The sequence below is a fragment of the Pantoea sp. Mb-10 genome (assembly GCF_021272205.1).
GTDB lineage: Bacteria > Pseudomonadota > Gammaproteobacteria > Enterobacterales > Enterobacteriaceae > Pantoea.
Genome location: NZ_JAJSDX010000003.1, coordinates 124,042 through 148,640 on the forward strand (window position 1 = coordinate 124,042; position 24,599 = coordinate 148,640).

The following is a 24,599-nucleotide window of genomic DNA, read 5'->3' on the forward strand; positions in this document are numbered from 1 at the left end:
AGAGCGGGCGGCGCGCGGGCAAAAAAAACCCACGCATCCGCGTGGGTTGGTGCAAGCGATCAGGATGGATACCTTTTAACGGGTATTGCTGCCGCAGCAGCTGATCTTCACACCGATCAATACCTCTGGGACCGCTATCGTCTCGCAAGCGCGCCGTGGATGACAGCGGCAAAACGCAACCGATTGACGCAAAATGCAACGAGGTGTGTAGCGTGCTGCGGTGATGTTACATCCTGATAATCTTAGGATTTATCCGAAGGTGGCTTACTGTAAATCGCATCAGGCGCAATGTTCATGTGTTTAAGCACCGGCCCCATAATGTTGCCAAATATTGGCGCGGCCACCGATCCGCCAAAGTGGTCGCCTGCGGTAGGATGGTTAATCATCACCACCAGCGCCACTTCGGGATGGCTGGCTGGCGCGATGCCCGCGGTGTAGTTCACATAGCCCCCGTCATATTTTCCGCTGGTGCCCATTTTTTCTGCCGTACCGGTTTTGGTTGCCAGCCGATAACCCGGCACCGCGGCTTTAACCCCGGTGCCGCCTGGCAGGACATCGCTCTCCAGCATGTGCACCACCGTCTGCACCACCTGCGGATTAGCCACCTGTTTGCCCAGCACCGGCGGCGTCACTTTGGTGATAGAAAGCGGACGATAAACGCCATAAGACCCTAGCGTGGCGTATTCGCGCGCAATTTGTAGCGGCGTGACGCGCAGGCCATAGCCAAATGAAAACGTGGCGCGTTCAATATCAGCCCAGCGCTCGCGGTGCAGGGGGAAGTAGCCCACGCTCTCGCCGGTGAGCCCCAACCCGGTTGGCTTGCCCAGTCCAAACGCCTGATAGGTGTTGACCAACGCTTCTGCGGGCATGGCCAGCGCAATATGCGATACGCCGATATCGCTCGATTTTTGCAGAATGCCGGTCATGGTCAGCCGTGGCCAGTGACCTACGTCGCGGATCAGGTGGCCGTTAACGCTATAAGGCGTGGTATCGATCACCGAATCAGGGCGAACCAGATGACGCTCCAGCCCTTCCATCACCACCAGCGGTTTAACCGTTGAGCCCGGCTCGTAGCTGTCATTGATTGCCGCATTGCGCATTTGCGCGGGCGTGGCGTGATCGAAATTATTCGGGTTAAAAGAGGGATAAGAGGCCATCGCCAAAATCTCACCGGTATCGATTTTCACCAACACGGCGGCGCCGGAGTCCGCTTTGTTCAGCAGCACGCCGTCACGCAGTTTGCTGTAAAGCGTGAACTGATCGAACTTATCAATGCTGAGCTGCACCGTGGGCGGCTGCTTGGGCGGCTCGTAATCGATCATCGCGATAATGTTACCTTCGCCGTCCTGACGGTAGACCTCTTTGCCCGGCTCGCCCTGCAACACGCGATCAAAGCCTTTTTCCAGGCCATTGAGCCCTTGGCTATCCGCGCCCACAATACCGATCAGCGGCGCGGCGGCCTCGCTCATGGGATAAAAACGGCTGTCGTTGTAAACCGAGCTGATGCCTTTGAGGTGCAGCTTGGCGATATCTTTGGCGATGCCCAGCTCAATTTTTCGTCCCAGATAAAGAAAGCGCTTTTTTGGATTCGCGGTGATTTGGGCGCGGATCTCTTCAGGCCGCAGATTAAGCGCCGCCGCGAGGTAGGCCCATTTTTCACTGTTGAAATCCGGATTAGCTTCCAGCACGCGCTGCGGGTCAGCAATGATATCGCGCGCCGGGACGCTTAGCGCCAGCGCCTGGCCATCACGATCCAGCAATGTGCCACGGCTGGTGGGCAAGGTCACGGTGCGCAGCGATCGCTGGTCAGCCTCGTGTTCCAGCATGGGATGATTAATTAATTGCAAATCGCCCACGCGCGCCAGCAGCAGGCCCATACAGCCAAAAACGCCAAGGCAGATCAGGCGAAAACGAAACGGGTTAAACGGCGCTTTAATCTGGTCTTTGCCCAGAAATTTTTTAATCGGAGGCATGGCAATCCGCTGCGATAAAAGGGAGATCCTGACTGAATATTCGCTGTTATAAAGAAAGGCACTGCGTTATGACAGGAAAACTGTGTTTCGATTCGTTAGCGAAACGTGCGCATAAAAAAAACCTGCGCATCTGCGCAGGTCGGTGTAATCAAGAAATTTTTTGATGTTCACCCATCAATACCTCTGGGACCTTGACTCTAGCAAGGTCCAGACCGCGGCGACCATCGTTCAAACGCAACAGTTACCCGCAAAATGTAACCAGCGGTGAGATTGTTATGCAGGTTTGCAACCGGCATGTTTTTTAATCTCCACCAGGCAGCTCATGGCATTGGGGCCTTGCGTCAGCGACGACGTGCCGATATCCAGCGTTAGCACGTTGGGGTTGCCCGCGCGATCCCACGGCTGCCACTCACCGCCAAAGCCGGGATCAAACCAGGCGCCCGTTGACATCACCACCACGCCGGGCGTTAGGCCATCCGTGAGGCGCACACCGGCCAGCATACGGCCCCGCGCGTTGCTCACCTCAATTTCATCGCCGTCGGCGATGCCGCGTGCGTCGGCATCCTGCGGATGCATGTACAGCGTCTCGTGGCCGGCGGTTTTATTCGCCTGCACGCTGGGCGTGGCGTCGAGCTGGCTGTGCAGACGATCCGAGGGCTGAATGGAGATCATGTGCAGCGGATAGGTTTGACTCAGCGGCGCGCCCAGCCACTCCTGCGGCTCGCGCCACTCAGGATGGCCGGCAAAGTCGTCCAGCTGGTAATCGGCGATGGTCTGGCAGAACAGTTCAATTTTGCCGCTGGCGGTCTGGATAGGATGCGCCTCGGGATCGGCGCGGAAGTCGTCCATAAAGACGAAGGGTTTACCGCCCTGCGGAATCTCGACGAATCCGCGCTGCCAGAACGCGTCAAACTCCGGGAAATCAATGCCTTTACGCGCATGCGCGACGGCGCACTGCTGGTAGAGGTGCGCAATCCACTGCATTTCATTGCGCCCTTCCGTGAAGGCGTCGCGGTAGCCAAGGCGGTCAGCCAGATCGGCAAAGATATCAAAGTCGTTGCGCGCCTGATGCTGCGGTTTAATCGCCTGGTGCATCGCCAGCACAAAGCGATCGCGCGATGATCCGCCGATATCATTGCGTTCCAGCGTGGTGGTGGCGGGCAGCACAATATCCGCCATACGCGCGGCGGGCGTCCAGACGATATCTTGCACCACCACGGTATCGGGCCGCTGCCAGCCTTCAACTAAGCGATTCAGCTGCTGATGGTGATGGAACGGATTGCCGCCGGCCCAATGCACCAGATGAATATCGGGATAGTGCAGCGTTTCGCCCTGGAAGCGATAAGGCTGGCCCGGATTCAGCAGCATGTCGCTGATACGCGCCACCGGAATCGACAGATTGCCCGGGTTGGGGCCGGTGCCCATGAGCGGCGCGGGCCCTTCCTGGCGCGGATTGCCCACGCTGTTCATTGAACCATGACCGAAGGAGAAGCCACCGCCCGGCAGGCCAGGCTGCCCGAGCATGGCGGAGAGCGCGATCATCATCCAGTAAGGCTGCTCGCCTCGATGCGCGCGCTGCACCGAATACGAACAGGTGACAAAGCTGCGTTTCCCGATAAGCTGCTGCGCCAGCCGCGCGATGCGCGCCGCCGGGATGCCGGTGATGGCGCTGGCCCACTCGGCGGTTTTGGCCAGCCCGTCCGCTTCCCCGGACAAATAGGCGCGCAGCTGCGGCCAGCCTGTGCAGTGGCTGGCAAGAAATGCCTCATCCACCGCCTGCCGACGCAGCACTTCGTAGCCCAATGCCAGCATCAGCGCCACATCGGTATTCGGGCGGATAGGAATCCATTCTGCATTGACAAATTCAGGGCAATCGTCGCGCAGCGGGCTGATGTTGACGACGGGCGTTCCTTTGGCGCTGAGCTGCTCCAGCGCCGGTTTCAGCGTATGCTGCCCGGCGCCGCCGGAGGCCACTTGGGCGTTTTTCAGCGCCAGCCCGCCGAATGCCACCACGATCTCGGCATGCTCAATCACTTCCGGCCAGTCCGTGACGCGTCCGGTCAGCGGCATATAGGTGCCAATCACATACGGCAGGAAAAACTGCGCCGCCCCCCAGCTGTAATTTCCCTGCTGGTCAACGCCGCCGCCGCCCTGGAAATAGAAGCGACGCACCAGCGTGCGCGCATGGTTTACGCGCCCGGCTGAGGACCAGCCATAAGAGCCGGTAAAAATGCCCGACGCGCCGTAGCGATCGCGCACGCGCCGGTTCTCTTCGGCCACCAGATCCAGCGCGGTATCCCAATCCACCGCCACGAAGTCTTCACGTCCGCGCAGGCTGCGATCGCTGTTTTCCCGCGATTTGAGCCACGATCGCCGCACCATCGGCTGGCGTATACGTTTATCCGAATAGACCAGCTCTGGCAGCGTATTGAGCATGGGCGAAGGGTCGGCGTCGGCAAAAAAGGGCTCGCAGCCAATCAGGCGATCGTGTTCCGTCACGGCGGTGAATGCACCCCAATGCGCCAGGTGCGGTACGCGTTTTTTCATGATGTGATCCGGCAGGCAGGTGTGATGATGGCTGGCAGCATAGCATGCGCAGGCGCTGCGGCTAAAGCCCACGCGAATCCCCTTATTTTCCGTGCTTTTGCGACAGCGCTGACATTCTCGCATCTTGCTACAGGTACTGTTTTCCGTAACACTGAGCAGATGTGTAAACGTTTACCCGGATACCTGTTATCGCATGGCTACCATTAAGGATGTTGCCCGCATGGCCGGGGTGTCGGTTGCCACCGTATCCCGCGTTATCAATAATTCGCCCAAGGCCAGTGAGAGCTCTCGCCTCGCGGTTAATCAGGCGATGGAGCAGTTGCAGTATCACCCCAATGCCAACGCCCGTGCGCTTGCTCAGCAATCCACTGAAACCCTGGGGCTGGTGGTGGGCGACGTGTCTGATCCCTTTTTTGGCGCGATGGTAAAAGCGGTGGATGAAGTGGCCGGACAAACCGGTAACTTTTTGCTGATTGGTAACGGTTACCATAATGAGCAAAAAGAGCGCCAGGCGATTGAGCAGCTGATGCGCCATCGCTGTGCGGCGCTGGTGGTGCACACCAAAAAAGTCCCGGATGCCGATCTGGAAGTGCTGATGAAACAGGTGCCCGGCATGGTGTTGTTGAACCGGTTACTGAAAGGATTCGAGTCGCGCTGTATTGCCCTGGACGACCGCTACGGTGCCTGGCTTGCCACGCGCCATTTGATTCAACAGGGCCATACGCAGATCGCCTTTCTCTGCTCAACGCACACCATTTCGGATGCCGAAGATCGCCTGCAGGGTTATTACGATGCGCTGAAAGAGCACGGTTTACCGTGCAATGACCGCCTGGTTGCATGGGGCGAACCGGATGAAGTGGGCGGCGAACAGGCCATGACCGAACTGCTGGGACGGGGAAAACCCTTTACCGCCGTGGCCTGCTACAACGACTCCATGGCCGCCGGTGCGCTGGCGGTACTGAGCGACAACGGCATTCGCGTGCCGGAGGAGATGTCGCTGATCGGCTTCGATGATGTGCTGGTGTCGCGCTACGTGCGTCCGCGCTTAACCACTATCCGCTATCCCATCGTGACCATGGCGCAGCAGGCGGCGCAGCTGGCGCTGGCGCTGGCGAACGGCACGCCGCTGCCGGAAGTCACGAACATGTTCAGCCCGACGCTGGTGCGTCGGCACTCCGTTGGGGGAGCAGGGCTTTGAGCGGGTTCCGGCCCGCTATGCCGGTTTTTTACTGAACCCTGAGCGGGTTCCGGCCGCTCAGTCGGCATTGCTCTGAGCGGGTTCCGCCCGCTAACCTTGCGGGAGTTTCAGCCACCCCGCTGCGGCGTACGGGCAAAGGGCCGGTTCTGAGCGGGTTCCGGCCCGCAAAGCCGGTTTTTACTGAACCCTGAGCGGGTTCCGGCCCGCAAAGCCGGTTTTTTACTGAACCCTGAGCGGGTTCCGCCCGCTAACCTTGCGGGAGTTTCAGCCACCCCGCTGCGGCGTACGGGCAAAGGGCCGATGGGCGCGGCCCTTTGCAATCCGCGCCCTGCGCCAGCCTCCGCTGTTCCCTCACTCCGCCGCGCCAGCCTCACGGACCGCGCGGATTCGCCATCCCTGGCTCATTCCGCGCTCTCAGCGGCATCCCTGCCGCTTCGTCCTGGCCGTCACGCTCCGTTCGGCGCTCCGGATGGCGCTCACAAACCTCGCCTGTGGGTATCTTTTCTGTTTTTTCTGTGTGGTGTTGTCTGGGAAGCCGTAAATGGGTCTGCGAAGACAGTGGCTGGCTGGAAAGACAGAAGACAGAAGACAGAAGGTTTCTGGTGAACACCGCGCGGACGGGATGTGACTACCCGTCTTTCAGATATGCAGTGACGGTAAAAGATATAACAACAAAGAAGGGTTTTGCTCAACGCAGCGCGGTCCGGATGCGACTTAAAAGTCTTAAAAGCACGCGACATTGGCTAAAAAAACAAAATAAAAAAGGGTTTTGCTTAAAGCAGCACAGCCTGAACGCACCTTAAAAATCTTCCCGCCGCGCGGCGGCGGCGAAAAAATCGTGGCTTGCAGCGGGGGTGTGAAGCGCCATCCCCACTCGCTGAACGACTGAAGGCTTCCAGGGCGAGCGGCATGGATGCCGCGAGAGGCGGCGTTGAGCAGGAGCGAATCGACGCCGGTCCGTCAGGAAGGCTGAGGGAGTGAAGGCACCGCGCAGCGGCGAGCGGGGCTGGCGCAGGGCCGGGGAGTGCAGAGGGCGCGGCCTGGCGCCCTCTGCTCGGTCGCCGCAGCGCGGCAAAGGCACCTGCCATTGCCATGGCGAACGAAAGTCGCTCCGTGCCAGCGAAAAGGCACCGCAGCCGCTGCCTGGCGCCCTCTGCTCGGTCGCCGCAACGCGGCAAAGGCACCTGCCATTGCTATGGCGAACGAAAATTGCACCGTGCTAACGGAAAAGCACCTGCCGCTGCCTGCGGCGAACAAAAGTCGCTCCGTGCCAGCGAAAAGGCACGTCAGCCGCTGCCTGCGGCTAAAACCCCGCCACAGTCTGTGGCAAAGCACCTGCCGCTGCCTGCGGCTAAAGCTCCGCCACAGCCCGTGGCAAAGCACCTGCCGCTGCCTGCGGCTAAAGCTCCGCCACAGCCCGTGGCCCCCCTGCTATCGCAGCGAGCGAGAATAAACATTGACGTCGATATCGGGGAACTCAATCGCCTTACAGGCATACTCCCAGCCGAAGCGCTCGTAATAGCCGCCGAACGTTGACCACAGCCAGAGTTTTTCGTGGCCGCGGGCGCGGGCGTAATCGATAACATGCTGCTGCAGCGCTTCGCTCAATCCGTTGCCGCGCGCGGGCGGATCAACATAGAGCGCGGCGACCCACGGCCAGAGATCCTGGCGGCTGATCAAATCGCAGCGCCAAAATCCCACCGTACCGAGTGGCGTGTCATTTTCATTCAGTGCGACAAACGTCACCGGAAACTCAGCCCCGTTCAAACTGCTGCGCACAATGCTGTCGTAAAATTCCCGCGCGGTGCCTGCGCCAAACGCCTGCCACAGCCAGTCGGTTATGTGGCTGGCATGATGCGGCACGTCACTGAGTGGAACAATCTTCACATTAACTCCAGCGCCAGCAGCTCCTGAATGGTCTGTGCACGGCGAATCTCGCGCGCCTGGCCGTTTTCAAACAGCACTTCCGGGATCAGCGGACGGCTGTTGTAGTTGGATGACATGGATGCGCCGTAGGCGCCGGTATCGTGAAATACCAGATAATCACCCACCTGAGCGGCAGGCAAGGCGCGCGTTTCCACTTTGCCCCCTTCCTGCTGCGTAAAGACGTCGCCTGACTCACACAGCGGACCTGCCACCACGGACTCAACGCGCGCATCGCCTAACGCGCGTCCGTCAGCGGGTAACACCGAAATATGGTGATAGCTGCCGTACATGGCAGGACGCATCAGATCGCTGAAACCGGCATCCACCAGAACAAAGTGCCGACTGCCCATGTCCTTGACCGCGCGCACCTGCGACACCAGCACGCCTGACTCGGCCACCAGAAAACGACCGGGCTCAATTTCAAGCTTCACTGCATGGCCCAAATGGGCGGCGATGCGCTCGCGCGCCTGATTCCACAGGCCGTAATAGTGCTGGGTATCAATGGCTTCTTCCCCGGAGTGATAAGGGATAGAGAGGCCGCCGCCAGCGGAAATCGCCGTGAGATCCTGGCCCACGCTCAGGACCTGATCCACCATCGCGTCACATACCTGCTGCAGGTGACCATAATCCACGCCGGAGCCAATGTGCATATGCAGGCCCACCAGCGTTAATCCGTGCTGCTGAATGGCGGCCAACGCCTGCGGCAAATCGCTGTGCCAGATGCCGTGCTTGCTGTTTTCACCGCCGGTATTGGTTTTCTGGCTGTGACCGTGACCGAATCCCGGATTGACGCGCAGCCAAACGCGATGCCCCGACGACACGGCACCCAGCTGATGCAGCATGTCGATCGAGCCGGCATTCACCGGTACCTGTAGCTCGACAATGCGCGCCAGCGTCGGCGTATCCAGCACATCGGCGGTAAACACAATGTCTTCGCCGTTCGGCGCAAAGCCTGCCGCCAGCGCGCGCTCAAGTTCGCCCAGCGAAACGGAATCCACTTTCACACCCGCCGCGCGCATCAGGCGCAAAATGTGAATATTAGAGCACGCTTTTTGCGCAAAACGCACCACATCAAAGGCGCTGAGTTGCGCGATACGCTGTGCGATAACGTCAGCGTCATAGGCCCAAAATGGACCGCTGTAGCGCTGCGCCAGCGGCAGTAAGTTGGCGGCATTCAGCGCCGTTTCGGTGGTATTCAGTGGACGTGGCATCGGGATTCTCCTGAGTCGATGCTGACATTTAGCCACAGCTCAGCAATGCAGAAAAATATCTGTTTTAGCGGCAGCTATGCAAATATGATATGGGCACTGCGGAGGACGCGATGGCAAAAATTAACTGGCGACATATCGAAATTTTTCACGCGGTGATGACCAGCGGCAACCTGACGCAGGCGGCTACGCTGCTGCATACGTCGCAGCCCACCGTCAGCCGCGAGCTGGCACGGCTAGAGCAGCAGCTTGGGCTGACGCTGTTTGAGCGGATACGCGGCCGGCTGCACCCGACGGTACAGGGATTGCGGTTATATGAAGAGGTGCAGCGGTCGTGGTACGGCCTGGATCGCATCATGGACGCCGCCGAGGGATTACGCCAATTTCGCCAGGGCGAGCTGTCGATTGCCTGTCTGCCGGTTTTTTCCCAGTCGCTGCTGCCCACGCTGCTGCAGCCGTTTATGCAGCGCTACCCTCAGGTCAGCCTGAATATCATTCCGCAGGAATCCCCGCTGTTAGAGGAGTGGCTCTCAGCGCAGCGCTACGATCTCGGCCTGACAGAAACGCAGCACGCGCCGGCCGGCACGCAACGCCAGCCGCTGCTGACCTGCGACGAAGTGTGCGTACTGCCCCCGCAGCATCCGCTGTGTCAGCGCAGCGTGCTGACGCCGCAGGATTTCGCCGAGGAAAATTACGTCAGCCTGTCGCGTCAAGATGGCTATCGGCAACTGCTGGACGCCCTGTTTCATGAGCATGATGTGGAGCGGCGACTGGCGCTGGAGACGCACAGCGCCGCCTCGGTGTGCGCAATGGTACGCGCCGGGGTGGGCATTTCGATTGTGAACCCGCTGACGGCGCTGGACTATGCCGACAGCGGCGTGGTGCTGCGTCGCTTCAGTATCAGCGTGCCGTTCACCGTCAGCCTGGTGCGTCCGCAGCACCGTCCGGCTTCTGCGCTGGTGGATCACTTTTGCGATCACCTGCAACAGCAGGTGGCCACGTTTCCTGGGCGCCTTGCCGAGCGCCTGGGTTAAGCGCGCACCGCCTCGCCCTGCCCGCGCGAGCGGCGGAAGGTGATCATACAGACGATCAGGCCCAACGCGGCCAGCACGGCGGCGGCCACCGGCACGGCAGTCAGGCCATAGCCCTGCGCTATCACTGCGCCGCCGACCCACGCGCCTAAGGCGTTGCCGACGTTAAACGCAGAAATATTCAAGGTTGACACCAAATTAGGCGCGTCTTTACCGTGACGCACCACGTTGATCTGCAGGCCAGGCACGGTGGCGAACGTCGCCATCGCCCACAGGAACAGCGTGATCTCCGCCAGCCACAGCGCATGGCTGGTCCAGCTAAACAGCAGCGAGAAAATGGCGATCAGCGTGAAGCTGAGCATCAGGCTAAACGCGACCTTCCAGTCCGCCAGTTTGCCGCCCAGAATATTGCCCACCGTTAAGCCTGCGCCGATCAGGAACAGCGTCCAGCTCACGCCGCGATCGCTGATCCCGGTGACCTGCAACAGCAGCGGCGCAATATAGCTGAACAGCGCGAACATTGCCGCCGCAAAGCACACGGTCATCAGCAGGGAGAGCCACAGTTTGCCGTTGGCCAGCGCGCCGATCTCGCGGGCCAGGTGAACCGGTTTCTCGTCTCGCTGCGTGGGCAGACTGACAATCAGCGCGATGAAAGCCAGTATCCCGATAATCGCCACGCCCCAAAAGGTCGCGCGCCAGCCGTAGAGTTGTCCAAACCACGTGCCCAGCGGCACGCCAAGCACGTTCGCCAGCGTTAGCCCGGTGAACATCAGCGCGACCGCAGAAGCCTGGCGTCCCGGCGCCACCAAACTGGACGCCACTACCGCGCCAATGCCGAAGAAGGCGCCGTGACACAGCGCCGTGACCACGCGCGCCAGCATCAGCAGGTTATAACTGTAGGCCAGCGCGCACAGCACATTGCCGACGATAAAAATCGACATCAGCAGAATCAGGGTACGTTTGCGCGGCAGTTTGGCAGTCAGCAGCGCCATGATGGGCGCACCGATCGCTACCCCGAGCGCATAGCCGCTAATGAGCCAGCCCGCCGACGGGATCGTCACCTGTAAATCACCGGCCACCTCAGGCAGTAGCCCCATAATGACAAACTCCGTGGTGCCGATCGCGAACGCGCTCAGCGCCAGTGCCAGTAGTGCAACAGGCATAACTTTCTCCCAGAAACAGTGCAGGTGGGCCGTGCGGTAAAGCGCAGCACGGTTGTCACATCGTATTGTTAAAATTTGATCTGTATCACATCGCGATTAAAGCACAGGCGGGAAAAAGCCACCACGTCTGCGGCGGCAAAGCAGTATTGCCGCTGCCGCAATAATAGGGTAAGAAGCGGAACGCGTGATGTTTTGCTTAACTTAAATGCGTAAAGGATATTAATGCATTGCCGATACTCCACAAGATTGCCGCCTCAGGCGATCTCATTAAGGGGAGAGAGACACTATGCGATGGCGTATGACGCTGGCCGTGCTCAGTCTGAGCGGCTGCTCGGTTGGACATTACGAGTACAGCAGAGAAGCAGCACAACGCGTGGACATGACCGTGACCGGTATTCCTACCGTACTGGGCATCGGTACGCTGGGTACCACCATTCCCCTAACGCCGGAATACAGCCTGACGGCGGCACACGTCGCAAAATTTTCTCTGTACCGCGTCAAAGCCTGGCATCCCGAATGCGATATCGCCGTGGTTTACCATAAAAACAGCGTGCCTCGCCTGCCGCCGACGTTCCGCAATAGCCACATCGGCGACCGCGTGAATCTCTACGGCTATAGCTTTATCTCCGCAATGCCCGTGGCCTCAAGCGGCAAAAATCTTACCAATACCCAGTTGGCAAACAGCTGGAATAAGCCGGATTGCGTGGTGGTAGCGGCGGATGCAGGCGTGGTGAAAGGCATGTCAGGCGGGGCGGTCTATAACGCCAGTGATGATACGCTGGCCGGCGTTATCGTCGGTTACAGCAGTGAAATTGAGGATAACAAAAGCGGTAAAACGCTGTTTCGCAATGTGGCGCTGTATGTGCCCTACGCGCGTTTTCAGGCATGGCTCACGGACGTCGTGAAATCGTGATGCAGTCGGTGCCGACAGCGTTGCGCCGTCGGCACCGCAGAGATTACTTACCGGTCGGACGCAGCGCCGGGAAGAGGATCACATCGCGGATGGTGTGGCTGTTAGTAAACAGCATCACCAGGCGATCGATACCAATACCCAAACCCGCCGTTGGTGGCAGGCCGTGCTCCAGCGCGGTAACGTAATCTTCATCGTAGAACATCGCTTCGTCGTCGCCCGCATCTTTAGCATTTACCTGCTGCAGGAAACGTTCAGCCTGATCTTCCGCATCGTTCAGCTCTGAGAAGCCGTTACCGATTTCACGGCCACCGATAAAGAACTCAAAGCGATCGGTGATCTCCGGATTCTCATCGTTGCGGCGCGCCAGCGGCGAGACTTCCGCAGGGTATTCGGTAATGAAGGTCGGCTGAATCAGGTGCGCTTCGGCAGTCTCTTCAAAAATCTCCGTGACCACGCGCCCCAGTCCCCAGCTTTTTTCCACTTTGATGTGCAGTGAATGTGCGATCGCCACGGCTTTGTCGAAGTCATCCAGGTCGCTGAGATCGGTTTCCGGACGGTATTTTTTGATCGCTTCACGCATGGTGAGCTTCTCAAACGGCTTGCCGAAATCAAACGTATGCTCGCCGTAAGGGACTTCGGTGGTGCCAAGCACGTCCTGCGCCAGCGTCCGGAACAGGCTTTCCGTCAGCTCAATCAGATCTTTGTAATCCGCGTAGGCCATATAGAGTTCCATCATGGTGAACTCAGGGTTATGGCGCGGCGAAATGCCTTCGTTACGGAAGTTACGGTTGATCTCAAACACGCGATCGAAGCCGCCTACTACCAGACGCTTCAGGTAAAGCTCCGGCGCGATACGCAGGTACATATCGATGTCGAGCGCGTTGTGATGCGTGATAAACGGACGCGCAGAGGCGCCGCCGGGAATCACCTGCATCATCGGCGTTTCCACTTCCATAAAGTCGCGATTTACCATGAACTGGCGGATGCCGGCCATGATTTTGGAGCGCACCTGGAAGGTATGACGTGATGCGTCGTTGGCGATGAGATCCAGATAGCGCTGGCGATAGCGGGTTTCCTGATCGGCCAGGCCGTGGAATTTATCCGGCAGCGGACGCAGCGCTTTAGTCAGCAGACGCAGCTCAGAGATGTGAATGGATAACTCACCGGTTTTGGTTTTAAACAAGGTACCGCGCGCGCCGAGAATGTCACCCAAATCCCACTTTTTGAACTGCTCGTTGTAGACGCCCTCAGGCAGGTCGTCACGAGAAACGTAGATCTGGATCTGACCGCCCACGTCCTGCAGGGTAGCGAACGACGCTTTCCCCATGATGCGGCGCGTCATCATACGACCGGCCACGCTGACTTCTACGCCCAGCGCTTCCAGCTCTTCGTTGCTTTTTTCGTCATAGCTGGCGTGCAGCTTGTCGGAGGTGGTGTCGCGACGGAAATCGTTAGGAAACGCCACGCCCTTTTCACGCAGCGCGCTGAGTTTTTCGCGACGCGCTTTCAGTTCGTTGTTTAACTCAAGGGCGGCATCAGCGCTCTGCGGGTGTTGTTCAGACATGTCGGTTCCTTATAGCCCTGCTTTTAAACTTGCTTCAATAAAGCGATCCAGATCGCCATCCAGCACCGCTTGGGTATTGCGGGTTTCTACGCCGGTGCGCAGATCTTTGATGCGCGAATCGTCCAGAACATAGGAGCGAATCTGGCTGCCCCAGCCGATATCCGACTTGTTCTCTTCGGCGGCCTGTTTGTCCGCATTTTTCTTCTGCATCTCATATTCATACAGCTTGGCGCGCAGCTGTTTGAAGGCTTGATCTTTGTTTTTGTGCTGAGAACGGTCGTTCTGGCACTGCACCACAATGTTGGTCGGCAAGTGGGTAATACGCACCGCTGACTCGGTTTTGTTAACGTGCTGGCCGCCAGCACCCGACGCACGATACACGTCGATGCGCAGGTCGGCAGGGTTGATATCGATGTCGATATTGTCGTCCACTTCCGGATAGATAAATACGGAGCTGAACGAGGTATGGCGACGGCCGCCTGAGTCGAACGGGCTTTTACGTACCAGACGATGCACGCCGGTTTCGGTGCGCAGCCAGCCAAAAGCGTAATCGCCAATCACCTTGATGGTGGCCGATTTTGTGCCCGCCACTTCGCCTTCGGACTCTTCGATGATTTCCGTTTTAAAACCTTTGTCTTCGGCCCAGCGCAGGTACATACGCAGCAGCATGCTGGCCCAGTCTTGCGCCTCGGTGCCGCCCGATCCCGCCTGGATATCCATGTAGCAGTCGGCGCTGTCGTACTCACCGGAGAACATGCGACGGAATTCCAGATCGCCCAGCTTCACCTCCAGCGCATCCAACTCAGCCACGGCTTCGTTGAAGGTCTCTTCGTCGTCGGCTTCAACCGCCAGCTCCAGCAGGCCCTGCACATCTTCCAGCCCCTGGAACATCTGATCCAGCGTCTGCACGATGGCTTCCAGCGATGCGCGCTCTTTGCCCAGCGCCTGCGCGCGCTCGGGTTCGTTCCAGACGTCCGGCTGCTCCAGCTCGGCGTTTACTTCTTCAAGACGTTCTTTCTTGGCATCGTAGTCAAAGATACCCCCTAAGAACGCCGCTGCGCTCGCTGAGGTCCTGAATACGATTTTTGACCGGATTAATTTCAAACATGGCTTTTCAGTCTTTTTTTGGCGATTCGGTGAGAAGGGAAAATTAACGCGCTAGTTTACCCGAAAGCACGATTGCTGTGTAGCTTTGCTCGCCGCCTGGCGTTCGAGGCGTCAGGCGGCGAGGGTCTGCGATTCACGCGGGCCAGAGATGATCGATAATCAACTGCACTGAGCGGTTACCGCGATATTCATTGATATCCAATTTATAGGCCAGCTGCACCTGACGCACGCTGCTGTCTGGCCATAACGTCGTGTCGACGTTAAAGGCGATGCCGTCCAACAGCGGCCCACCGCCTAGCGGCTCCACCATCACCTTAAGATGACGTTCACCCACCAGCTTTTGCTGGAGCAGTTTAAACTGCCCGTCGAAAACGGGTTCAGGAAACGCCTGCCCCCACGGCCCCGCCTCGCGCAGCATTTCTGCCGTGTGCAGCGTAAACTCCTGCGCGTGCAGTGCACCGTCAGACCAGATCACACCCTGCAGCGCTTCGCCGTCGAGCCACTCTTCCACCAGCGCGGCAAAATGTTCGCGGAACCTGTCGTATTTCTCGGTCTCCAACGACAATCCGGCGGCCATGGCGTGACCGCCAAATTTGATCATCAATCCCGGATACAGCGTATCGAGCCGCTCCAGCGCGTCGCGCAGGTGCAAGCCCGGTATCGAACGTCCTGAGCCTTTCAGCGTGCCATCGCCTGCGGGCGCAAAGGCAATCACCGGACGGTGAAAGCGCTCTTTCAGGCGCGAGGCGAGGATGCCGACCACGCCCTGATGCCAGTCAGGATGGTAGAATGCCAGGCCCAGCGGCAGGTCGCTGTGCTGCCGCTCCAGCGCATTGCACAGTGCAAGCGCTTCGCTTTTCATGCCTTGCTCAATCTCTTTGCGCGTTTGGTTCAACGCATCCAGTTCGCTCGCCAACATGCGCGCTTGCGCAATATCTTCTGTTAGCAGCAGGGCGACGCCCACTGACATATCATCCAGGCGACCGGCGGCGTTGAGGCGCGGCCCCACGGCAAAACCGAGATCGCTGGCCGCCAGCTGGCGCGCGTCGCGGTTGGCAATCTCCAGCAACGCGCGGATCCCCGCGCGGCATTTCCCGGCGCGGATACGGCTGAGCCCTTGCCAAACCAGAATACGGTTGTTGGCATCCAGCGGCACCACATCTGCCACCGTGCCGAGCGCCACCAAATCCAACAGCTCGGCCAGATTCGGTTCACTTCTGCCATCGGCAAACCAACCGTGCTGGCGCAGGTGCGCACGCAGCGCCAACATTAAGTAAAAGGCCACGCCCACGCCCGCCAGCGCGCGCGAAGGAAAGGCGCTGTCGCTGAGGTTGGGGTTAACAATGGCTTCCGCTTCCGGCAGCGTCTCGCCGGGCAGGTGGTGATCGGTGACTAATACCGGAATCCCGTGCTGGTGCGCCGTTTCAACACCCGCGTGTGACGAGATGCCATTGTCCACGGTGAGGATCATTTCGGCGCCGCGCGCGCGCGCCTGCTCGACCACATCCGGGCTCAGGCCATAGCCGTCTTCAAAACGGTTTGGCACCAGATAATCGACGTTCCCGCCCATGCTGCGCAGCGCCAGCACGGTCAGAGCGGTGCTGGTGGCACCGTCGGCATCGAAATCGCCCACCACGACAATGCGGCGTCCCGCGTTCAGCATGTCGTGTAGCAGCGTGACGGCGGCATCAATACCGCCTAAGGTTTGCCAGGGTAAAAGATGTTTGGCGCCGCGCTCAAGCTCTGCGGCGTCTTGTACACCACGTTGCAAATAAAGACGTCGCAGCAGCGGCGGGATATCAGCGGGTAAGCTGGCGTCGGCAGGCACCTCGCGCCGACGCAGTTCAACAGAATGCATCACCGTGGATTAACCGCCTCGCTTTTGATTATCAAGCACCTGTTTCAGCTCTTGCGGGCCTTGGTAGCCAGGGATCATGGTACCGGTGTCGGTGAGGATCGCCGGCGTGCCCTGAATACCGTAAAGAATACCCAGCTGATAGTGCTTATCGAGATTGATCTTGCAGCTGTCTGGCGCCGCCATCTGTGGCGTGTCGCCTTTCATCGCCGCATCAAAAGCTTTGTTGCGGTTGGCGCTGCACCAAATGGCCTTCATCGCTTTTTCCACCTGACCGTGCAACCCTTCGCGCGGGAAGGCCAGATAGCGCACGGTAATCCCCAATGCGTTGTAGTCGGCGATCTGCTCGTGCAGCTTGCGGCAGTAGCCGCAGGTGATATCGGTGAAGACGGTGATCACATGCTGCTCTTTTGGCGCTTTATAGACGATCATTTCCGGCGCCAGCGCGCTGACTTTGCCCTCCAGGAGCTTATTGGTGACGTTCACCGGCTGCGCGCCGCTGACGTCGTACAGCGGGCCCTGAATCATGTGCTTGCCATCTTCCGTGACGTACAGCACGCCGCTTTCTGTTAATACCGTTTTGATGCCGGGCAGCGGCGAGGGCTGAATTTCCGCCTGCTGCAAGCCGACCTTTTTCAACGTTTGCTGAATCGCACTGTCATCGGCATGGGTCAGACCGGAAAAAGCGCTGACCAGTAATGCCAGCATCGCTGTCTGTTTCTTCATGGCTAATCCTTTTCGCTGTGCCATCAGGCACGCGGATGATGCTGTTGATGTAATTGACGCAGGCGCTCCGTGGCAACGTGCGTATAAATTTGCGTGGTGGAAAGATCGCTGTGGCCCAACAGCATTTGTACGACGCGCAGATCCGCCCCATGGTTCAATAAATGGGTCGCAAAGGCGTGACGCAGCACGTGCGGTGAGAGCTTTTCACTGTCGATGCCGGCCAACACCGCATAATGCTTGATGCGGTGCCAGAACGTCTGCCGCGTCATTTGCTGCGCGCGCTGGCTGGGAAACATCACATCCAACGTTTGGCCGTTGAGTAACCACGGGCGGCCATGCTCCAGATACTGCTCCAGCCAATACACCGCTTCTTCACCTAACGGCACAAGCCGCTCTTTGTTGCCTTTGCCGATCACGCGCACGACGCCCTGACGCAAGCTGATGTCGCTGATGGTCAAGCCTACCAGCTCGGAGACGCGCAGGCCCGTCGCGTACAGCAGCTCCAGCATCGCTTTGTCGCGCAGCTCAAGCGGGATGTCCGTGCTGGGCGCCTGCAGCAAACGCTCCACCTGGCTTTCGGTAAGATCTTTCGGCAACCGCTGAGGCAGCTTAGGTGCAGAGAGCAGCGCGCTGGGATCGTCGCTACGATGTTTTTCGCGGTAGAGATACTGAAACAGGCGACGCATCGCGCTGAGCGTGCGCGCTGAGCTCGTGGCTTTATAGCCACCCTCAATGCGTTCAGCAAGGAACTGTTGCAGATCAATCGCTTCTACCGTAAGGAGCGTGCGTTGATGGTGCGCTAACCACCCCGCGAGCGTGTGCAAATCCTGACGATAGGAGGCCAGCGTATTTTGCGCCAGATTCCGCTCGATCCACAGCGCGTCCAGAAATTGTTCAATCAGATCGCTATCCTGCACGCTTTCCCCTTGCTTATGTGAATTCGTGCTCATTATGCCTGAAACTCACGGGCTTCTGATACAATTGCGCCAAACGAGGTTTTTATCTGAGCATTAATTGCATGAATATCGGTCTGTTTTACGGTTCAAGCACCTGTTATACCGAGATGACGGCGGAGAAAATCCGCGATTTTATTGGTGAAGATCTGGTCACGCTGCATAACCTAAAAGATGACGATCCTGCGCTGATGGCGCAGTACGATCTGCTGATTTTAGGGATCCCTACGTGGGATTTTGGCGAGCTTCAGGAAGACTGGGAAGCCGTGTGGCATACCCTGTCAGGGTTGAACCTCCAAGGCAAAATTGTCGCGCTTTATGGTCAGGGCGATCAGATTGAATACGCAGAGTGGTTTCTCGACGCGCTCGGCATGTTACACGATCTGCTCCAGCCCATGGGTGTACAGTTTGTAGGCTACTGGCCGCTGGAAGGCTACACCTTCACCAGTAAAAAACCGCTTACCGCAGACGGTACGCAGTTTGTGGGTCTGGCGCTGGATGACGTGAATCAGTTTGAACACAGCGATGCGCGTATTGAACAGTGGTGCGAGCAGATCTTAACGGAAACCGCCGCACGGCTTTAATGCCCGGCGGCGCGTGCCTGCATAAAAAAGCAGGCACGCAGCGAGCGCCATGCGCGCGGTGGCAAGTTATCCTGCATCAGCCATAGTTGCCAGCGTTCGCCTTGGGCGTTACGCAATACCAGCAGAACACCGCCTGCGAGCCAGATGGGTTGCCGCGCGTTGCTCCACGTTTTTCCCTGCCAGTGCCAGTGATTCTCCTCATCCAGCATCAACCGACCGCAGCGTCGCCGCAGGCGGCGCTCGTTGTACCCACATTCGATCATCATCGCCAGGATGAGTAAGGTTTTCGCGCTGGCCCAAAGCGTGGGCCAGGGAAGTAACTGCATGCCGAGTGCGGTGGCCAAAAACAGCGTCACATTTAGCGCGCGGGCGCGCGATGACGCCAGGAGATCACATTGCCACCGGACCGCGTTCACGATTACGCTGCTGAATTAACTTCACCATACGCTTAAGCTCGGGATCGGCGGGCTCGCCGTGATTCATCATCCAGTTAAACAGATCAGGATCGTCACTTTTTAACAGGGCGATAAACACCTTTTTGTCGGTGTCGCTCAGCGAATCATACTCATACTTAAAGAACGGCATGATGGAAACATCCAGCTCCAACATACCGCGGCGGCATGCCCACTGAACGCGCGATTTATCATGAATATCCATGTGCTCTCTCCATGGCGGGTAACGAAGGCGCACAGTGTACTCTCTTTTTTTACCGGCTGCAGGCGCGGCTTGTCACGATGAGAGACGGCTCGCAGCGCCATCCTTGAGAGGGCAGCTCGTCAGCGCGATTTGTGCGTAAGACGCCGCAAACAGGTTGCATTGGCGCCCTGCTCTTTTAACATTAACAGCACTTTCCTTACGCTAACCCTTATTAATCAGGATGAACATATGCCGATTTTCACCCTTCCGCCTCGCCAGCCTGCTGCCTCTTCGCGCCTGCCTCTGACGCTGATGTCGCTGGATGAATGGGCGCTGGTTTCGGTACACGGCAAAGACAGCACGGCCTATTTACAGGGACAGCTGACGCTGGATGTCGCTGCCATGGACGCCAGCCAGCATCGCCCGGCGGCACACTGCGATGCAAAAGGCAAAATGTGGAGCAACCTGCGTCTGTTTCATCGCGGCGAAGGTTACGCGTATCTGGTGCGACGCAATCTCCGCGAGCAGCAGCTGACCGAGCTGAAAAAATACGCGGTGTTTTCAAAAGTTACTCTGGTCGCTGACGACGACGCCGTGACGCTGGGCGTAGCAGGCTACCAGGCGCGCGCGGCGCTGGCGAATCTGTTTACCACCTTGCCGGATGCGGAAACGCCGGTGGTCCAGCAGGGCGACAGCACGCTGTTATGGTTTGCGCAGCCCGCCGAACGCTTTTTGCTTGTCACCTCGCCCGCCCAGGCTGAAACGCTGAAAACGTCGCTGGCGGGTGAAGCCCAGTTTAATGACAGCACGCAATGGCTGGCGCTGGATATCGAAGCGGGCATTCCGGTGATTGAGACCGCCACGGCGGCGCAGCTCATTCCACAGGCCACCAATTTGCAGGCGCTGGACGCCATCAGTTTTAAAAAAGGCTGCTATACGGGCCAGGAGATGGTGGCGCGCGCGAAGTTTCGCGGTGCCAATAAGCGTGCACTTTATTGGCTAGCGGGTCGCGCCAGCACCGTTCCGCTGGCGGGCGAGGCGCTCGAACTGCAAATGGGTGACAAATGGCGTCGGACCGGCACCGTGCTGTGCGGTGTGCAGTTGGATGACGGCAGCGTGTGGGTACAAGTGGTGATGAATAACGACCTTGAAGCCGATAGCGTCCTGCGCGCGGTGGGTGATGAAGGCGGCGCGTTGACGATTCAACCGCTGCCCTACACGCTGGAAGACTAAGTTGCCAGGGCGGTATGGCTACCGCCCTGCTTTATATCACGTAGAAATAGATCGCGCAGAAGTGCAGCGCACAACCGCCCAGAACAAAGCCATGCCAGATAGCGTGACCGTAAGGGATGCGGCGTGAAGCATAGAAGATCACCCCCAGCGAGTAGACGACGCCGCCTGCGGCCAATAGCCATACGCCACCGGCGGAAAGCCGCGTCGCCAGCTGATAAATCACCACCAGCGACAGCCATCCCATACTGAGGTAAGTGATCAGCGAGATCGCCTCAAAGCGATGGCCAATCGTCAGCTTAAAAATGATGCCAGCCAGCGCCAGCGCCCAAATCACCGCCATCAACCCCTGCGCCAGCGGCGAGTTCAACCCCACCAGCAAGAAAGGCGTATAGGTGCCGGCAATCAGCAGATAGATCGCGCAATGGTCAAATTTTTTTAACCAGGGTTTGATTTTCGGATGAGGAATCGCGTGATAAAGCGTGGACGCCAGAAACAGCAGGATCATGCTGCCGCCATAGAGACTGTAGCTCGTCACCGCTGTTGCATCCGCGCGCATCTCGACCGCTTGGGTCAGCATTAGCACGAGCCCCAGAATGCCGAGCACGCAGCCAATACCGTGGCTAACGCTATTGGCAATCTCTTCCGCAAGCGAATAACCGGGCACGTTTTGACCGTTTTTTTCCATCAAGACATTCCTGAATGTGTACTTTTTACGTACAACAGCCTAACCGGGATAGATTTCAGAGTACACATGTAAGCTAAAATAATTGTGTGAAATCGTATGACAAATCCGCCTGGACCAATCTGCTACACTGAGCCCACGTTTCCTTGATGAGCCCCCACGCATGTTTTCACACAGCGATCTGTCCCGACTGAATGACCTTGAGATGCAGGTTTATCACTACATCATCAAACACCGGGAAAGTGTCAGCTATATGACGATTCGCGAGCTGGCCGCGCAGAGCGGGGTCTCCACCACCACCGTGTTACGTTTCTGTCGCAAAATGCAGTGTGATGGCTGGTCTGAGTTTCGCATTCGCTTCCGCCTGTCTCAGACCGTTACGCCCCCGGCGGTCATGCCTTCTGGCGTGAGCGATATGCTGCACTTTTTTAAAAGCATTAATAATGCGGAATTTGAACAGCACATCGCCCACGCGGCACACATGATTATGCAGGCTGAATCCATTTTCTTTATTGGCGCGGGCACGTCAGGCAGCTTAGGGAAATATGGCGCACGCTATCTCTCCAATAGCGGTAAATTTAGCCATCACATTGATGACCCCTATTACCCGGTGAGCAAAAGCGCCTATAAAAACGCATTAGCCATTATTCTTTCGGTGTCCGGTGAGACGGCGGAGATTTTGCGTTTTGCCCATCAATTTAGTTTGAATCAGTGCAAAATTATCTCCATCACCCACCACGATAGCTGCTCGCTGGCCAAAATGGCGGACTTCAATCTCTCCTACCATATGCCGCAGGTCAAAGTGGATAACCAGTTGGATATAACGTCACAGGTGCCGGTTCTTTATATTATCGAAGCGCTTGGCCGTTATATTTCTCACGCCATCTCGCAATAAAACATCCTGTTTTTCCCCTGTGACAGGTTACATTTTTAGCGCGCTGTTATAGCGTGACATTAATACATGCCTGGTTAAACTGCCTCGATATTCATTCAGCGAAATGCGTGTCGAGGAGATTTCATGCAGAAAGAGATGTCATTGCCCAAAGACTTTCTTTGGGGCGGTGCCGTAGCGGCACATCAAGTGGAAGGGGGATGGGATCAGGGCGGCAAAGGCGTCAGCATTGCCGATGTCCTCACCGGCGGCGCACACGGCGTCAGCCGCGTCATTACCGACGGCGTGCAGCCGGACAACCATTATCCCAATCACCAGGCCGTAGAGTTCTATGCACGCTACAAACAAGACGTGGCGCTGTTTGCCGAGATGGGCTTCAAATGTTTTCGCACGTCGATAGCCTGGACCCGCATTTTTCCCAACGGCGACGAGCATGAGCCTAACGAAGCCGGTCTGCAGTTTTACGACGATCTGTTCGATGAGTTACTGAAATACGGCATTGAACCCGTAATTACGCTCTCGCACTTCGAGATGCCGTATCACTTGGTGAAGAGCTACGGCGGCTGGGCCAACAGACAAGTGGTTGATTTCTTTGTGCGCTTTAGCGAAGTGGTGATGACGCGCTACCAGCATAAAGTGAAATATTGGATGACCTTCAATGAGATCAACAATCAGCGCAACTGGCAGTATCCGCTGTTTGGCTACTGCTGCTCCGGCGTGGTGTTCACCGATCATGCGCAGCCAGAGCAGCTGATGTATCAGGTGATGCATCACCAGTTTGTCGCTAGCGCAAAGGTGGTGAAGCGCGGGCATGAGATCAATCCGGCCTTCCAAATTGGCTGTATGATCGCCATGGTGCCGATCTATCCTTTCTCCTGCCATCCCGATGACGTGCTGCTGGCGCAGACAGCGATGCACCAGCGCTACGTGTTCAGCGACGTGCAAATGCGTGGCGCCTGGCCGACCTACGCGCTAAAAGAGTGGGCGCAAAAAGGGTACCACATCACCATGCACCCCGACGATGCGCAAACGCTACGCGAAGGCTGCTGCGACTATATCGGTTTTAGCTACTACATGAGCGCGGCGGTACACGCCCAGGCGAGTGGCGTCGAGGATCCGATCACCGGTTTTGACGGTGTGCTCCCTAATCCCCACGTTAAAGCCTCTGATTGGGGCTGGCAGATTGATCCCGTGGGTCTGCGCTATGTGCTGAACGATCTCTACGAACGCTATGAGAAGCCCTTGTTTATTGTCGAAAATGGCTTTGGCGCCATCGACAAGCCCAATGCCGATGGCGTTATCGAAGACGATTACCGTATAGATTATTTGCGCGCGCACATCGAAGAGATGAAAAAAGCGGTCACGCTGGATGGGGTAGCGCTGATGGGCTATACCCCTTGGGGTTGTATCGACTGCGTGTCATTTACCACCGGGCAATACAACAAACGCTACGGCTTCATTCATGTCGACAAGCACGATGACGGCAGCGGCACCTTTGCCCGCTCAAAAAAGAAAAGTTTTGCCTGGTATCAGCAGGTGATTGCCAGCAACGGCGCGGTGTTATAAACGACGCAGGCGTTGCCACGCTGCACAGCGTGGCAACGTGATGTTACCGCCCGCCAGCGGCATCAATAAAGGTGCCGGTCACATAGGAAGCGGCGTCGCTGACCAGCCAGCGTATTGCCGCAGCCACTTCTTCCGCCTGACCGCCCCGTCCCATGGGCAGCGCCGCGCCCAAGCGATCGACTCTGCCCGGCTCACCGCCATCGGCATGCATCTCGGTGTAAATGAGGCCTGGCCGCACGCTATTGACGCGAATCCCTTCCGCCGCCACCTCCAGCGATAAGCCGCGGGTTAGCGTATCCATTGCCCCTTTCGAGGCGGCGTAATCCACATATTCATTGGGCGCCCCAAGGCGTGATGCCGCCGAGGAAACATTTACGATTGCGCCGCCCTGCCCGTTGAGACGCGTGCTCATGCGCTTCACGGCTTCGCGACAGCAGAGAAACGTTCCTGTGACGTTAGTCGCAAACACCCGCTGAATACGCGCAGCATCGAGCTCCTCAACGCGACACTGCTTAAACAGGATGCCCGCGTTGTTAACCAGTACGGTTAGCGTGTCTGGCTCGCGATCCAGGCGCGCGAACATGCGCACCACCTGCGCTTCGTCGGCAATGTCCGCCTGAACGACAAAGGCACTGCCGCCCTGCGCTTCAATGTCTGCGACCACCTGACGCGCCTCGCTTTCACGCTGGCGAAAATTTACCGCGACGCGGTATCCCGCCTGCGCGAGCAGCAGTGCCGTCGCCCGACCAATTCCCCGGCTGCCGCCGGTAACAAGTGCTAACGCCATCATCACTTCTCCCATAAAAAAGGGCCGATTGCTCGGCCCTGAATGTAGCATGTGA

At 58.0% G+C, this 24,599-nt stretch carries 21 protein-coding genes; 7 read left to right on the forward strand and 14 right to left on the reverse strand.

From position 1 onward, the window contains the following. Positions 1-242: 242 nt before the first annotated feature. Positions 243-1,973 carry a penicillin-binding transpeptidase domain-containing protein gene (locus LU196_RS06640; RefSeq protein ID WP_232758721.1) on the reverse strand — a complete coding sequence of 577 codons (1,731 nt, stop codon included), beginning with the start codon at positions 1,971-1,973 and terminating at the stop codon, positions 243-245. 273 nt (positions 1,974-2,246) lie between these two features. After that, positions 2,247-4,520 (reverse strand): molybdopterin-dependent oxidoreductase, encoded by a 2,274-nt coding sequence (locus LU196_RS06645; RefSeq protein ID WP_232758719.1) that lies wholly within the window; start codon positions 4,518-4,520, stop codon positions 2,247-2,249. A gap of 193 nt (positions 4,521-4,713) precedes the next feature. Between LU196_RS06645 and galR the strand changes: the two genes are divergently transcribed. Then, on the forward strand, positions 4,714-5,718 hold the full coding sequence (galR, locus tag LU196_RS06650; protein WP_232758718.1) for an HTH-type transcriptional regulator GalR: 1,005 nt from the start codon (positions 4,714-4,716) through the stop codon (positions 5,716-5,718). Between the two features lie 1,431 nt (positions 5,719-7,149). Here the strand turns inward: galR and LU196_RS06655 are convergent. Both LU196_RS06655 and lysA read right to left on the reverse strand, forming a co-directional pair. After that, positions 7,150-7,605: a GNAT family N-acetyltransferase gene (locus LU196_RS06655; RefSeq protein ID WP_232758717.1), complete on the reverse strand. Its 456-nt coding sequence runs from the start codon at positions 7,603-7,605 to the stop codon at positions 7,150-7,152. Next, positions 7,602-8,855, reverse strand: coding sequence for a diaminopimelate decarboxylase (gene lysA, locus LU196_RS06660; protein ID WP_232758716.1), 1,254 nt, complete (start codon positions 8,853-8,855; stop codon positions 7,602-7,604). Before lysA ends, LU196_RS06655 begins: the two co-directional genes overlap by 4 nt. Before the next feature lie 110 nt (positions 8,856-8,965). On the opposite strand from lysA, the gene LU196_RS06665 reads away from it, so the two are divergent. Continuing rightward, positions 8,966-9,886, forward strand: coding sequence for a LysR family transcriptional regulator (locus LU196_RS06665; protein WP_232758715.1), 921 nt, complete (start codon positions 8,966-8,968; stop codon positions 9,884-9,886). Here LU196_RS06665 and LU196_RS06670 read toward each other — a convergent pair. Continuing rightward, complete coding sequence (locus LU196_RS06670) at positions 9,883-11,046, reverse strand: MFS transporter (RefSeq protein WP_232758713.1); 1,164 nt, start codon at positions 11,044-11,046, stop codon at positions 9,883-9,885. The genes LU196_RS06665 and LU196_RS06670 overlap by 4 nt on opposite strands. A 286-nt stretch (positions 11,047-11,332) precedes the next feature. Here LU196_RS06670 and LU196_RS06675 point away from each other — a divergent pair, with 286 nt between their 5' ends. Next, the gene (locus tag LU196_RS06675; protein ID WP_232758711.1) at positions 11,333-11,959 is read left to right on the forward strand and encodes a serine protease; all 627 of its coding nucleotides are present in this window, start codon (positions 11,333-11,335) and stop codon (positions 11,957-11,959) included. Positions 11,960-12,002: 43 nt separating this feature from the next. Here the strand turns inward: LU196_RS06675 and lysS are convergent, their stop codons facing one another. The 5 genes from lysS to xerD all read right to left on the reverse strand — a co-directional run bounded on the left by lysS (position 12,003) and on the right by xerD (position 18,161). Continuing rightward, complete coding sequence (gene lysS / locus LU196_RS06680; RefSeq protein WP_232758709.1) at positions 12,003-13,523, reverse strand: lysine--tRNA ligase; 1,521 nt, start codon at positions 13,521-13,523, stop codon at positions 12,003-12,005. 9 nt (positions 13,524-13,532) lie between these two features. Then, positions 13,533-14,631, reverse strand: a protein-coding gene (prfB, locus tag LU196_RS06685) for a peptide chain release factor 2 (protein WP_232758707.1) whose coding sequence is annotated in 2 segments (ribosomal slippage) — positions 13,533-14,555 and positions 14,557-14,631 — 1,098 coding nt in all. Because the reading frame shifts where the segments join, the coding sequence is not laid out codon by codon here. A 132-nt stretch (positions 14,632-14,763) separates the two neighbouring features. Next, positions 14,764-16,488: a single-stranded-DNA-specific exonuclease RecJ gene (gene recJ, locus LU196_RS06690; protein ID WP_232758911.1), complete on the reverse strand. Its 1,725-nt coding sequence runs from the start codon at positions 16,486-16,488 to the stop codon at positions 14,764-14,766. A 9-nt stretch (positions 16,489-16,497) separates the two neighbouring features. After that, a complete protein-coding gene (gene dsbC / locus LU196_RS06695; RefSeq protein WP_232758705.1) occupies positions 16,498-17,211 on the reverse strand; it encodes a bifunctional protein-disulfide isomerase/oxidoreductase DsbC in 714 nt (237 codons plus the stop codon). A gap of 23 nt (positions 17,212-17,234) precedes the next feature. Further along, positions 17,235-18,161, reverse strand: a complete 927-nt coding sequence (xerD, locus tag LU196_RS06700; protein ID WP_232758703.1) for a site-specific tyrosine recombinase XerD — start codon at positions 18,159-18,161, stop codon at positions 17,235-17,237. Between the two features lie 68 nt (positions 18,162-18,229). On the opposite strand from xerD, the gene fldB reads away from it, so the two are divergent. After that, positions 18,230-18,748 carry a flavodoxin FldB gene (gene fldB / locus LU196_RS06705; protein WP_232758702.1) on the forward strand — a complete coding sequence of 173 codons (519 nt, stop codon included), beginning with the start codon at positions 18,230-18,232 and terminating at the stop codon, positions 18,746-18,748. Here the strand turns inward: fldB and LU196_RS06710 are convergent. Together LU196_RS06710 and sdhE are read right to left on the reverse strand one after the other, a co-directional pair. Then, positions 18,745-19,104 (reverse strand): protein YgfX, encoded by a 360-nt coding sequence (locus tag LU196_RS06710; protein ID WP_232758701.1) that lies wholly within the window; start codon positions 19,102-19,104, stop codon positions 18,745-18,747. The genes fldB and LU196_RS06710 overlap by 4 nt on opposite strands. Positions 19,105-19,138: 34 nt before the next feature. Beyond that, positions 19,139-19,405: an FAD assembly factor SdhE gene (gene sdhE, locus LU196_RS06715; protein WP_232758700.1), complete on the reverse strand. Its 267-nt coding sequence runs from the start codon at positions 19,403-19,405 to the stop codon at positions 19,139-19,141. 228 nt (positions 19,406-19,633) lie between these two features. Between sdhE and ygfZ the strand changes: the two genes are divergently transcribed. After that, the gene (gene ygfZ, locus LU196_RS06720) at positions 19,634-20,617 is read left to right on the forward strand and encodes a tRNA-modifying protein YgfZ (RefSeq protein ID WP_232758699.1); all 984 of its coding nucleotides are present in this window, start codon (positions 19,634-19,636) and stop codon (positions 20,615-20,617) included. A gap of 31 nt (positions 20,618-20,648) precedes the next feature. On the opposite strand, the gene LU196_RS06725 is transcribed toward ygfZ, so the two are convergent. Next, on the reverse strand, positions 20,649-21,302 hold the full coding sequence (locus LU196_RS06725; protein ID WP_232758698.1) for a hemolysin III family protein: 654 nt from the start codon (positions 21,300-21,302) through the stop codon (positions 20,649-20,651). 160 nt (positions 21,303-21,462) lie between these two features. Between LU196_RS06725 and LU196_RS06730 the strand changes: the two genes are divergently transcribed. Further along, positions 21,463-22,194: a MurR/RpiR family transcriptional regulator gene (locus tag LU196_RS06730; RefSeq protein WP_232758696.1), complete on the forward strand. Its 732-nt coding sequence runs from the start codon at positions 21,463-21,465 to the stop codon at positions 22,192-22,194. A gap of 135 nt (positions 22,195-22,329) precedes the next feature. Beyond that, positions 22,330-23,757, forward strand: coding sequence for a 6-phospho-beta-glucosidase (locus tag LU196_RS06735; RefSeq protein ID WP_232758910.1), 1,428 nt, complete (start codon positions 22,330-22,332; stop codon positions 23,755-23,757). 43 nt (positions 23,758-23,800) lie between these two features. Here the strand turns inward: LU196_RS06735 and LU196_RS06740 are convergent, their stop codons facing one another. Next, the gene (locus LU196_RS06740; RefSeq protein WP_232758908.1) at positions 23,801-24,544 is read right to left on the reverse strand and encodes an SDR family oxidoreductase; all 744 of its coding nucleotides are present in this window, start codon (positions 24,542-24,544) and stop codon (positions 23,801-23,803) included. Positions 24,545-24,599: the final 55 nt, after the last annotated feature.